Source organism: Nonomuraea sp. MTCD27 (assembly GCF_041950495.1).
Classification (GTDB): Bacteria; Actinomycetota; Actinomycetes; order Streptosporangiales; family Streptosporangiaceae; genus Nonomuraea.
This window is the reverse complement of record NZ_JBGNUW010000016.1, coordinates 328,738-340,305: the sequence shown is the minus strand read 5'-3', so window position 1 is coordinate 340,305 and position 11,568 is coordinate 328,738. Positions and strand designations below refer to the sequence as shown.

General features: G+C 71.2%; 10 protein-coding genes. 3 read left to right on the top strand and 7 right to left on the bottom strand.

All coding sequences use genetic code 11. The annotated features are described in order from the left end of the window. The first annotated feature begins 134 nt into the window (after positions 1-134). Complete coding sequence (locus ACBJ59_RS40325) at positions 135-1,982, top strand: ricin-type beta-trefoil lectin domain protein (RefSeq protein ID WP_375115384.1); 1,848 nt, start codon at positions 135-137, stop codon at positions 1,980-1,982. A gap of 17 nt (positions 1,983-1,999) precedes the next feature. On the opposite strand, the gene sthA is transcribed toward ACBJ59_RS40325, so the two are convergent. The 7 genes from sthA to ACBJ59_RS40290 all read right to left on the bottom strand — a co-directional run bounded on the left by sthA (position 2,000) and on the right by ACBJ59_RS40290 (position 8,420). Further along, a complete protein-coding gene (gene sthA, locus ACBJ59_RS40320) occupies positions 2,000-3,415 on the bottom strand; it encodes a Si-specific NAD(P)(+) transhydrogenase (RefSeq protein ID WP_375115383.1) in 1,416 nt (471 codons plus the stop codon). A 70-nt stretch (positions 3,416-3,485) separates the two neighbouring features. After that, positions 3,486-4,325 (bottom strand): biotin-dependent carboxyltransferase family protein, encoded by an 840-nt coding sequence (locus ACBJ59_RS40315; protein WP_375115382.1) that lies wholly within the window; start codon positions 4,323-4,325, stop codon positions 3,486-3,488. After that, a complete protein-coding gene (locus ACBJ59_RS40310; protein ID WP_375115381.1) occupies positions 4,322-4,939 on the bottom strand; it encodes an allophanate hydrolase subunit 1 in 618 nt (205 codons plus the stop codon). The genes ACBJ59_RS40315 and ACBJ59_RS40310 overlap by 4 nt, the downstream gene beginning before the upstream one ends. Further along, complete coding sequence (locus tag ACBJ59_RS40305) at positions 4,936-5,691, bottom strand: 5-oxoprolinase subunit PxpA (RefSeq protein ID WP_364113051.1); 756 nt, start codon at positions 5,689-5,691, stop codon at positions 4,936-4,938. The genes ACBJ59_RS40310 and ACBJ59_RS40305 overlap by 4 nt, the downstream gene beginning before the upstream one ends. Before the next feature lie 22 nt (positions 5,692-5,713). Then, positions 5,714-6,484: a thioesterase family protein gene (locus ACBJ59_RS40300; RefSeq protein ID WP_364113049.1), complete on the bottom strand. Its 771-nt coding sequence runs from the start codon at positions 6,482-6,484 to the stop codon at positions 5,714-5,716. A gap of 19 nt (positions 6,485-6,503) precedes the next feature. Beyond that, complete coding sequence (locus tag ACBJ59_RS40295; RefSeq protein ID WP_375115388.1) at positions 6,504-7,994, bottom strand: hypothetical protein; 1,491 nt, start codon at positions 7,992-7,994, stop codon at positions 6,504-6,506. 201 nt (positions 7,995-8,195) lie between these two features. Further along, complete coding sequence (locus tag ACBJ59_RS40290; RefSeq protein ID WP_345387711.1) at positions 8,196-8,420, bottom strand: hypothetical protein; 225 nt, start codon at positions 8,418-8,420, stop codon at positions 8,196-8,198. A gap of 154 nt (positions 8,421-8,574) precedes the next feature. On the opposite strand from ACBJ59_RS40290, the gene ACBJ59_RS40285 reads away from it, so the two are divergent. Next, positions 8,575-9,144 carry an HhH-GPD-type base excision DNA repair protein gene (locus ACBJ59_RS40285; protein WP_375115380.1) on the top strand — a complete coding sequence of 190 codons (570 nt, stop codon included), beginning with the start codon at positions 8,575-8,577 and terminating at the stop codon, positions 9,142-9,144. A 276-nt stretch (positions 9,145-9,420) separates the two neighbouring features. Further along, positions 9,421-11,514, top strand: a complete 2,094-nt coding sequence (locus tag ACBJ59_RS40280) for a SpoIIE family protein phosphatase (protein ID WP_375115379.1) — start codon at positions 9,421-9,423, stop codon at positions 11,512-11,514. Positions 11,515-11,568 lie beyond the last annotated feature (54 nt).

The window sequence follows — 11,568 nt, the reverse complement described above, 5'->3', positions numbered from 1 at the left end:
GACCAACCGGCAGGGGCACGGTCTTTCATCAGGACTCGACGTCCAGGACACCCGAGTGCTCACCTGCCGGCGGCCACCATCCACCACGGAGTCTGCCGGATGGCTTACTCCCAGGACTCATTAGGACTCCAGCCGTGTCCAGAATCCTTCTCGCGCTCGCCTGCGCCGCCGCCTTATGCCTGGCCGCGCCGGCCCCGGCCCTCGCCGCCAACGAGCCCGTGAACGTCTGGCTGACCACCACCTCCGACTCCGGCGGCCGCAACGTCACCCGGGGCCTCCAGCAGCAGGCCCCCATCGCCTTCGGCCCGGCGGGCGGCACCGCCGGCCACACGATCACCGTCAACGAGGGCACGACGTACCAGCCGTTCGAGGGCGGCGGCGCGTCGATCACCGACACGACCGCGTACCTGCTGCGCGGCGGCCCCGTCAGCGCCGCCACGCGGGACGCGGTGATGCGCAGGCTGTTCTCGCCCACGGACGGGATCGGCCTGTCCTTCGTACGCAACCCGATCGGCGCCTCCGACCTGTCCCGTCCCGGCATGGTCTCGCTCGACGACACCTGCTGCGACCTGAACGACTTCGGCGCCAACGGCTACGACACGAACGTCCGTCTCCTGACCGCGCAGGCCAAGCAGCTCAACCCGGCGCTGCGGGTCAAGGGCGTGCCGTGGAGCGCGCCCGGCTGGATGAAGGACAACGGCCGGATGGACCAGATGGGCTGGCTCAAGTGGGAGTACTACGGCATGTACGCCCAGTACCTGGTCAAGTACGTCCAGAGCTACCAGGCGGCCGGCGTCCCCGTGGACTACGTCTCGGTCCAGAACGAGCCCAACTGCTGCCAGGCCGGCAACCCGACCGCCATGAACTACCCGGGCATGTCCTGGAACGCCTCCGGCCTGATCGAGCTCACCAAGAACTTCGTCTACCCGGCCTTCCGGGCGGCGGGCCTCAACACGAAGGTGCTCGTGCACGACTGGAACTACGGCGACTACGGCCAGATCGGCGCCCCCATCCTGGCCGACTCGGCGTTGCGCAACGACCCGCTGTTCGGCGGCATCGCCTGGCACGGCTACGGGGGTGACCCGGCCGTCGGCACGCAGGTGCGCAACCAGTACCCGTCGGTGCCGCAGTTCAGCACCGAGCACTCGGGCGGCACCTGGATCGCCAACCAGCACAACGAGGACATGGCCGACATCGTCACCTACGCCCGCAACTGGAGCCGCAGCCTGGTCAAGTGGAGCCTGGCGCTCAACCAGAACATGGGCCCGCACAACGGCGGCTGCGGCACCTGCACCGGGCTGATCACCGTCCAGGAGGGCGGCTCGCGGGCGGGCCAGGTGGACTACACGATCGAGTACTACACGACCGGCCACCTGACCAAGTTCGTCAAGCCGGGGGCGTACCGGATCGACTCCACCGCCAACGGCACCGTCCAGAACGTGGCCTACCGCAACCCTGACGGCTCCAAGGCGCTGATCGCCCACAACGGCGGGACCTCGGCGCAGTCCGTCCGGGTCGACTGGGGCAACCAGTCCTTCGTGTACTCGCTGCCCGCCCGCACCACGGCCACCTTCACCTGGTCGGGCACGCCGGGATCCGGCGGCGGCGGCCCGATCACGGGGCTGGCCGGCAAGTGCGTCGACGTGGCCGGCGGCAGCAGCGCCGACGGCACCGCCGTACAGCTCCACACCTGCAACGGCACCGCCGCCCAGCAGTGGACGCGCCCCGGCGACGGCACGCTGCGGGCCCTGGGCAAGTGCCTGGACGTCGTTGACCACGGCACCGCCGACGGCAGCCGGTTGCAGCTCTGGTCCTGCACGGGCGCCGCCAACCAGCAGTGGACCCACACCGCCGGGCGCGACCTGGTCAACCCCGCCGCGAACAAGTGCGCCGACGTCACCGGCAACTCCAGCGCCGACGGCACCCGCCTGCAGATCTGGACCTGCACGGGCGCCGCCAACCAGAAGTGGACGCTGTCCTGACCTGAAGGTCGCCCGGCTCACATGTCAGCGGTGAGCCGGGCGATCGTCCGCATCTTGTTCATCGCGTCCAGCGCCGCCACCTTGTACGACTCCGCCAGCGTCGGATAGTTGAACACGGCGTTGACCAGGTAGTCGATCGTCCCGCCGCACCCCATGACCGTCTGCCCGATGTGCACCAGCTCCGTCGCCCCCGTGCCGAACACGTGCACGCCGAGCAGCCGCCGGTCCTCGGAGGACACCAGCAGTTTGAGCATCCCGTACGAGTCGCCGATGATCTGCCCCCTGGCCAGCTCCCGGTAGCGCGAGATGCCCACCTCGAACGGCACCTTGTCGCGGGTGAGCTCGTCCTCCGACTTCCCGACGAAGCTGATCTCCGGGATGGTGTAGATGCCGATGGGCGACAGCTCGTTCATCCCGCCCGCCGGCTCGTCGCAGGCGTGCTGCGCGGCCAGCCGGCCCTGCTCCATCGACGTGGCCGCCAGCGCGGGAAAGCCGATCACGTCGCCCACGGCGTAGATGTGCGGCACCTCGGTGGCGAAGTTCCCGTCCACAGAGATCCGCCCCCGGCCGTCGGCGGCCAGGCCGGCGGCCTCCAGGCACAGCTCGGTGGTCTTGCCCTGGCGCCCGGCCGAGTACATCACGCAGTCGGCGGGGATCTTCTTGCCGCTCTCCAGCAGGGTCAGCGCCCCGCGCGGGCGGCGCTCGACGGCCGCGACGTTCTCGCCGAACCTGAAGGTCACCGCCAGGTCGCGCAGGTGGTATTTGAGCGCCTCCACGATCTCCAGGTCGCAGAACTCCAGCATCCGGTCGCGCCGCTCCACCACCGTCACCTTGGTGCCGAGGGCGGCGAACATGGAGGCGTACTCGATGCCGATCACCCCGGCACCCACCACGACCAGCGTCTCGGGGACCCGGTCGAGGTGCAGGATGGCGTCGGAGTCGATCACGGTCCGGTCGTCGAACTCGACGCTGGACGGCCGCGCGGGCGAGGTGCCGGTGGCGATCACGATCTTCTCGGCGGTGACCTTGGTCTCCTCGGTCTTGCCCTCGTCGTGGACGACGCCGATGGTGTGCGGGTCGAGGAACCGGCCGGTGCCCTGTAACACCGTGACGTGGTTGCGGGCGAGCTGGCTGCGGATCACCTGGATCTCGCGGCCGATCACGTGCTGGGTGCGCATCCCGAGGTCGGCGACCGTGATCTCGTCCTTGACGCGGTAGCTGGCGCCGTACAGCTCCCGCTGGTTGAGGCCGGTGAGGTAGAGGACGGCCTCGCGCAGGGTCTTCGACGGGATCGTTCCCGTGTTGATGCAGACGCCTCCGAGCATGTGTCGTTTCTCGACGACCGCGACGCGCCTGCCAAGTTTGGCGGCCGCGATCGCGGCCTTCTGACCACCTGGTCCGGAACCCAGGACCACAACATCAAAGTCCGCCACACGGTCCAGTCTGCGGGCGGCAGGTCAACGGGGAAAGGCCTGCCGGGGAACGCCGGAGTGCGGGCTCCCGTCACGCCCGGCCGGGCCGGGTGCTGAAGCGCACCTCGTCGCCTGGCCTGAGCTGGGCGGCGACCGGCAGGTCCGCACCGCGTACGACGCCGATCACCGGATATCCGCCCGTCGGCGGATGGTCGGCGAGGAACACGATGGGCTGCCCGCTCGGCGGCACCTGCACGGCCCCGGCGACCATGCCCTCGCTCGGCAGCTCGCCCTCCTTGGCCCGCGCCAGCTCCGGCCCGCTCAGGCGCACCCCGACGCGGTTGCTGTCCTGCGTCACCGTGTACGGCCCCCCGCACAGCGCGGCCAGCGCGGCCGGGACGAACCAGTCGTCGCGCGGCCCCGGCAGCACCCGCAGCACGGCCGGCCGCGGCCCCGGCATCGGCGCCAGATCGACGGAGATGACGCCCTCCGGCGGGCCGACCGGCAGCAGCGTGCCCGCCCGCAGCGGCTCGGGCCCGAGCCCGGACAGCGAGTCGGTGGACCGGCTGCCGAGCACCGGCTCGACCGCGATCCCGCCGCGCACGGCCAGGTAGGTGCGCAACCCCCGCACCGGCGCCCCCAGCCGCAGCTCGCCGCCCGCCGGCACCCAGAACGGCACCCCCATGTCCGCCCCCGAAGCCAGCGGCGCGCCCGCCAGCGCCACCCACGCCGCGTCCAGGAACCGCAGCCGCGCCATCCCGAACGTCAGCTCGATCCCCGCCAGCCCCTCGGCGTTGCCGACCAGCCGGTTGGCCAGCCGCAGGCTCGGCGCGTCGGCCGCTCCCGAGCACGGCACACCCAGATGAGCCAGGCCGGGCCGCCCCAGGTCCTGGACGGTCGCGTACGGCCCCGGCGCCAGAACCTCGATCATGCCGGCTCGAACCGCACGCGCATGCCCGGACTGAACAGCGAGGGCGGATCGCCCGCCACGTCCCACACCCGCACCGACGTGCGCCCGATGAGCCGCCACCCGCCCGGCGAGGCCGTCGGGTACACCGCCGAATAGGGCCCCGCCACCGCCACCGACCCGGCGGGCACCGACGTGCGCGGCGTGTCCAGCCTGGGCGTCTCCAGCACCGGATCCAGCCCGGTGAGATAGGCGAACCCGGGCGCGAACCCCAGCCACCCCACCACCAGCTCCCGCCCGGAGTGCCGGGAGATCACCTCGTCCACGGAGATCCCCGCCAGCGCCGCCACGGAATCGAGGTCGGCGCCGTCGTAGACCACGGGGATCGTCACGACCGGCCGCCCCTCGGCCGCCCGCGCGCCGGCCCTGCCGCGCTCGCGTGCCGCGACCTCCGCCAGCCGCGCCCGCAACCGCGCCTGGTCCACCCCCGGGGCCACCACCAGCACCGTCTCCGGCCCCGGCACGATCTCCACGACGCCCGCGGGCCGCTCGGCCCGCAACGCCGCGTCCAGCCGGTGCGACAGCTCCAGCGAGCCGGTCTCCACGAGCAGCCCGTGCTCCCCGGCCGTCCGGATCACGCGAACGCCTGCAGGACCACTCCGGCCGCCAGCAACGTGTCGCGCACCCCCTGCGCCAGACGGACGGCGTCAGGCGTGTCTCCGTGGACGCAGATGGAACGCGCGGAAATCGGTACGGAACTCCCGTCAGCGGCCGTCACAGAGCCTTCCACGGCCATCTGGCGGGCACGGGCGGACACGGCGGCGGCGTCGTGGATGACCGCGCCCGGCTCGCGCCGCGGGACGAGCATCCCCTGAGGGGTGTACGCGCGGTCGGCGAACGCCTCGCTCACCGTCGGCACGCCCTCGGCCGCCGCCACCTTGTGCACGACCGAGCCGGGCAGCGTGAGCACCGGCAGCGAGGGGTCGTAGTCGGCCACCGCGTCGATCACCGCCGCCGCCTGCACCTCGTCGCGGCAGATCCGGTTGTACAGGGCGCCGTGCGGCTTGACGTAGGACACCCGGCCGCCCATCGCCCTGGCGATGCCGTCGACCGCCGCGAGCTGGTAGAGCACCTCGGCGCACAGCTCCTCCGGCTCGACGTCCATCTCCCTGCGCCCGAAGTGGGCCAGGTCGCGATAGGACACCTGCGCCCCGATCGCCACGCCGCGGTCGACGGCGGCGGCGCACGTGCGCCTGATCGTCACGGGGTCGCCCGCGTGGAAGCCGCAGGCCACGTTGGCGCTCGTGACGATGTCGAGCAGCGCGAGGTCGTCGCCGAGCCGCCAGATGCCGAAACCCTCGCCCAGGTCCGCGTTGAGGTCGATCACCATGGGACCATCATGGCGGCATCGGCTACCTCGGCGCGACGAACAGCGTCTGTGTGGCCGTGCCGATCTCCCCGGACTCGTCGTACAACGTGGACCGGGTCAGGCCGCGGCCGGCCGGGCCGATGACCGTGGCGGCGTCCATGCAGACCCACTCGCCGACCGGGGCGCGGAACAGCGAGATCGTCAGATCCACGTTCACGAACACGTGGGTGTCGAAGTCGAGGGCGAAACTGACGCCGTTGCCGCTGTCGGCGAACACCGCCACCCGCTCCACCGGGGTCATCTCCTCGCCCTCGACCAGCGGCATCGTGAGCCTGCCCCAGACCGTGGCGGGGCCGATCTCCATGGGGCCGCCGGCGACGAAACGCCAGTCGAGCGCCCTGCCGTACCCGAAGCCGGAGCCCAGCCACGAGCGCGCCTGCTCCTCGGAGCGCGGCGGGACCGGCGCGGGCGGCCCGGCGACCGGCGTGGGCGGCGTGCCGGCCGTGCGGACGCGCCAGGCGCTCGCCCTGACGTATTCGCGGCCGCCCGAGGACACGCTCGCCGACAGGCACTGCACGCGCTTGCCGTCGCGGGTCACGTCCGTCGCGACCGCCAGCTCGGCCACCGGCACCGGCGCGAACACGTCCACCACCAGCCTGGACAGCTCCAGCCCCGGCCGCGGCGCGGTCTGCGCCAGCTCGTGCGCGATCAGGGCGGTGACGGGGCCCATGTGCTGGGTGCGGGGATCCCACGGCCCCTGCGTGTGCTCGGAAGCCAGGTAGCGGCCCTGGCCGAGCCGGCTGTACATCGCCATAGAACGTTATTCTAGTGGCTCAGATCTCGTCCGGGATGTCGGCGATGTCGTCGAGGGCCGCCGCCAGCTCCTCGGGGTCGCCGCCGATCCGCTCGGCGATCTCGATCAGCACGTGGAGCACGTCGTGGCGGTCGTGCCCGAGGTCGAGCAGGCGCTGCGCGGCCTCCCAGAGCTGCGGCGGGTCGCCGTCCCACAGCCGGGTGGCGATCTCCTCGTGCCAGGCCAGGTGCTCCTGGTCGATCACGCCGCCGTGGTCGATCTCGAGTAACGTACGCCGGTCCGCCTGGTCGGCCGGGTTGAGCCGGTCGAGGTCGATCCCGTTGTGCGTGCCCTGCAGATAGGGGAACGCGAAGGCCCGCCTGGCCAGCGCCGACAGGTCGCCGTCCGGCAGCAGCCGCTCCAGCAGCGGCCGGTCGAGCCCGAACGACGTCGGGTCCCGGTACGCCTCGGGGAACTTCCCGATGGCCCCCCACACCGCGTCGAGCGTGGCCTTGAGCCCCTGCTCGGGCAGCCCCGTGCGGCGGGCGGCGAAGCGCACCCACGCCGACATCACGTGCGGCATCGCCTCCTGCTCGGCCGCGCTCAGCATCACCTTGCGCGGCAGCCAGTCGAGCAGGAACGTCTCGGACTTGGTCGGGCTCACCCGCAGCGGCCGGTTGAAGTCCTGCTCGCACCCGTAGTCGATGATGTGGTCGGCGCAGCGCGAGGCCGCCGACGGGTCGGACAGGTGCTCGGCCGCGTCGGAGGCCAGGAACTCCGCCGCCAGCATGGCGCGCCGCTCCCTGCTGTACGGGGCCTCGATGTGCAGCGGCGCCGGCCGCTTGCGCCCGGGCGGCAGCGCCTTGAGCCGCGCGCGGGCGAAGGCGTGGTAGGCGCTGTAGCTGTCGCTCACCGGCGGCGGCGTCTTCGGCTCCCTGGTCGCCTTCATCGCCGACTCCAGCAGCGCCCTGGCCTGCTCGGGCTGGATCTCCTCGAACAGCAGCAGCGGATTGCCCGCCGCCTCGGCCCTGGCCGACTCCAGCAGCTTGTCGACCTGGGAGGACACCCAGGCGTCGCGCGCCATGCCGCTCATGTTGTAGTCGACGACCATGACCAGCGCGTGCCGCTCGACCGGGAGCTCGCTCTCGTTCCAGCGGTAGGCGAAGGTGCAGATCACCGTGTCCTGGTCGCCGTAGGCGTCGCGGGAGACGTAGCAGCCGGCCGGCTTCACCGCGCCCACCCGGTCGGCCCAGCCCGGCCGGGCCACCCCCGACTCCATCATCGCCAGCGCCGCGCCCTCGGCCTTGGCGCCCTGGCGGGCGGTGCCCAGGTAGGCCAGGCAGATCAGCAGGGTCAGCGAGGCCGGAGTGCCGGCCTTGGCGGCGTAGTCGACGAGCCCCTCCCCGAGCACCTGCTCGACGTCGCCGCCCCTGACCCGCCTGCCCCACCAGGCACCGATCATGTCGGAGACCATCAGCTCCGCGTCGAGGGGAGTGCGTACGGCCAGCAGCTCGCGAGCCGCCTGCACCATCTCCTTGAACACGTCGTCTGGCGGGGTGCTCTCCCGGGGATCTCGTCGGTGTCGGCGCACGCCCTCACTCTCTCGTATTCCAGGCGCAAACGGTGCGTAGAACTCGGCCCGGTGACCCCGATGTTATCGGGGAAGGCGTTTTCGGCGGGCACGCCGATCCGGGCGCCTCCCGCGCCGCCCGCCCTTCGTCCCGCGGACGCCCTAGCGGACGCCCCGGGGAGGAGGTGCGGAATTCACGATCGCGAGCAGGTGCTCGCGAGCGATCCGTTCCACGATCTCGGGCGTCGCCGAGATGCCCAGATGCTGCGCGCACGCACACACGTCGGCTACGCAGCGGTCGATCGTGTCCACGGGTACGGTCAGGAACTCTTCGGCCAGCCTGAGACTGACCGGTTCCCGCAGGAACCGTGTGGCCAGAGCGAGCATAGATGTGAGATTCCTCTGGAGACCCAGGGGCAAACCCCCAGGAATGTCTGCAGGGCGACTTGCGCTCTCATTTCACCTTTTCTCGGGAGACTGTCAAGGCTCCGCGGCGACTGTGTTCACTTCACCGGGCGCCCATTCGTGCAAAGCTGTCTCCATGCGCATCCAGCTCGCCCAGCGGAGCGAGGCAGACGAGCTCCTCGGCCGCAGCCCGCTCGCCCTGCTCGTCGGCATGCTGCTCGACCAGCAGATCCCCATGGAGTGGGCGTTCACGGGGCCCTACACCATCTCCCAGCGGCTCGGGCACGATCTCACCGCCGAGGAGATCGCCTCCTACGATCCGGAGGCGTTCACCGCACTGCTGGCGGACAAGCCGGCCGTGCACCGCTACCCCAAGTCTATGGCCGCCCGGGTCCAGCAGCTCGCGGCCTATCTCGTCGAGCACTACGACGGTCAGCCGGAGCGGATCTGGGCCGACGCCGCGGACGGTCAAGAGTTGTTGAAACGACTCATGGCCCTCCCGGGATACGGCAAGCAGAAGGCCCAGATTTTTTTGGCATTGCTGGGGAAGCAGATGGGGGTCCAGCCATCAGGCTGGCGTGAGGCTGCCGGACTTTACGGCGAGGAGGGGTCGAACAGGTCGGTCGCCGACGTGGTCGACGCCGACAGCCTGGCCCGCGTACGGTCCGCCAAGCAGGAGGCCAAGCGGGCGGCCAAGGCCCGATAGTCAGGTGCCGTGGCCGGGACCGGTCCCCGTCATCGGGCCCGTATCCGGGCGCGGTAATCGGGCGCTGTAACCTGATCTTGCTGCGCAATGTGGAGCGACTTTGACAGGATGCGTAGACCCTAGAGGCGACCGGGCCGCGGCGGGGGCTTCCGTCCGTACATGCCCATCGTCGATGATGTACTGCAGGATCCGGTCGCCCGGAGCTGCGCTACGCCGATACACAGTTATGGAGATGTGCCGCGTGGGAGACCCTGGCACGCGACGGAGGTGCGGACCATGAGCGCCGAGACCTCCGTTCCCCGTCCCCGGGAGTCGGATGTGGACATCTCAGACTCCGCCCTCTTCAAGGGCATGCTGTCGGAGGCCGAGTTCGCCTTCGCGTTCTTCGACGGCGACAGTCGCATCCAGCGGGTCAACGACGTGTTCAGCGATGTCGTCAACGTGCCCGCGGAACGCATGGCCGGCAAGCAGCCCGTCGAGGTGCTCGCCGCCGACCTCAGCCAGATCATCACCCACGCCGTGCAGGCCGTCATCGAGAGCGACGCGCCGGTCACCGAGGGCCGCGTGCGCGTGCGCTCCGCCGAGGGCGACACCCGGCACTGGTCGCTGTCGTTCTCGCCGGTCCACGACGAGGGCGGCGAGCTGCGCGCGGTCGCCCTGGTCGGGCTCGACGTGACCGAGAGCCGCCAGACCGAGGAGGCGCTGCGCCGCAGCGAGGAGCGCTACCGCTCGCTGGTCGAGGCGCAGTCCCAGCTCGTCTGGATCACCTCGCCCACCGGCGCCGTGGTCGAGGACGCCCCGCAATGGCGCGCCATCACCGGCCAGGGCCTGGAGGAATACCTCGCCAGCGGCTGGCTGGAGGTTGTGCACCCCGAGGAGCGCCAGCAGACCGAGGAGGCGTGGCGCGAGGCGCTGCGCGGGCGCACCATGTTCGAGTGGAACTACCGGGTGCGCACCCGGGCCAGCGGCTACCGCCACTTCGAGGTGCGGGCCGTGCCGATCATCCGCCACGGCAGGGTGGTCGAGTGGGTCGGCGCCAACACCGACGTGACCCCGCAGCGCGAGGCCGAGGAGATGCGCGGCAGGCTGACCGACCAGCTCGGCGCCGCCGCCCTGCGCACCGCCCGGCTCCAGGGCGCCACCGCCATGCTGGCCGAGGCGCTGACGGTCGAGCAGGTGGTGCAGGTCATCATCGACGTGGGCCGTACGGCGTTGGCCGCCGACCGCTCGGCGGTCGCGCTGCTCGACACCGACCGCGCCGCGCTCAAGCTGATCAACGGCGAGGGCATCCTCGAGGCCTCGGGCGCCACGGGCGACGAGATCCCGCTGTCCCACTCCAACGTGATGACCATGGCGGTCAACAGCCGCCGGCCCGTCTTCGCCGAGTCCCCGGAGTCGCTGAAGGCGCAGCTGCTCGAGGCGGGCGGCGACGAGGAGGTCCTGGCCGGGTTCCTCGCCCACGGCGACGAGCGGGCCTGGGTGGGCCTGCCGCTGCTCGCCGCGGGACGCGCCTTGGGAGCGCTCCGATTCTCCTTCACCCGGCCGCAGAAGATCTCCCAGGAGGACGGCGTCTTCCTGGAGGCGCTGGCCGGCCAGTGCGCGCTGGCGGTCGAGCGGGCCACGCTCTTCGAGCGCGAGCACCGCACCGCCGAGACGCTGCAGCGCAGCCTGCTGCCCGACCGCCTGCCGGTGGTCAAGGGCCTGGTGCTGGCCCAGCGCTTCCGCTCGGGCAGCCGCCACGTGCAGGTCGGCGGCGACTGGTACGACGCGTTCGTCCTTCAGGACGGGCGGGTCGCGGCCGTCGTCGGCGACGTCATGGGCAAGGGCGTCAAGGCCGCGGCGGGCATGGGCCGCATCCGCAACGCCATGCGGGCGCTGGCGCTGACCAATCCGCCGCCCGCGGCCGTCCTCACCGGACTCGACCGGGTCTTCGAGGCGACCGAGGAAGAGGAGCAGGTCACGACCCTGGCCTACATGGTCGTCGAGCCCGTCACCGGTGAGGGCACTCTGGCCCTGGCCGGTCACCCGCCACCCGTCCTCGTCTCGCCGCAGGGCACGGCGATCCTGTGCGACGCCGAGCCCGGCACTCCGCTAGGCTGGCCGACCAGCCGAAGGCAGTTCCGGTTCGTGGTGCCGCCCGGCCATACCGCCGTGCTCTACTCCGACGGTCTCGTGGAGAACAGGAAGCGCGGGCTGGATGCCGGACTCGCAGAGATTTGCAGTGTTGTGACCGAAGCGCCACCTGAGGTGGTGAGTAGTCCACACATGCTGCTGGACTTCCTGGTTGACCGGATGTTGTCTGGATATGAACAAGATGATGACGTTACCGCGCTCGCAATTCACGTCCCACCAGCCACGAAGAGTGACTGAATGAAACAGTCATAACGGTTGCTTTCGGGTATCAGTGCCCCGCTTACGTACGCA

Bases quoted from the DNA above. Each gene is read 5' to 3' on its own strand.
- ACBJ59_RS40285 (WP_375115380.1), top strand. From the start codon at position 8,575: ATGCGCATCCAGCTCGCCCAGCGGAGCGAGGCAGACGAGCTCCTCGGC.
- ACBJ59_RS40305 (WP_364113051.1), bottom strand. From the start codon at position 5,691: ATGGTGATCGACCTCAACGCGGACCTGGGCGAGGGTTTCGGCATCTGG.
- ACBJ59_RS40290 (WP_345387711.1), bottom strand. From the start codon at position 8,420: ATGCTCGCTCTGGCCACACGGTTCCTGCGGGAACCGGTCAGTCTCAGG.
- ACBJ59_RS40280 (WP_375115379.1), top strand. From the start codon at position 9,421: ATGAGCGCCGAGACCTCCGTTCCCCGTCCCCGGGAGTCGGATGTGGAC.
- ACBJ59_RS40295 (WP_375115388.1), bottom strand. From the start codon at position 7,994: ATGGTGCAGGCGGCTCGCGAGCTGCTGGCCGTACGCACTCCCCTCGAC.
- ACBJ59_RS40300 (WP_364113049.1), bottom strand. From the start codon at position 6,484: ATGGCGATGTACAGCCGGCTCGGCCAGGGCCGCTACCTGGCTTCCGAG.
- ACBJ59_RS40315 (WP_375115382.1), bottom strand. From the start codon at position 4,325: ATGATCGAGGTTCTGGCGCCGGGGCCGTACGCGACCGTCCAGGACCTG.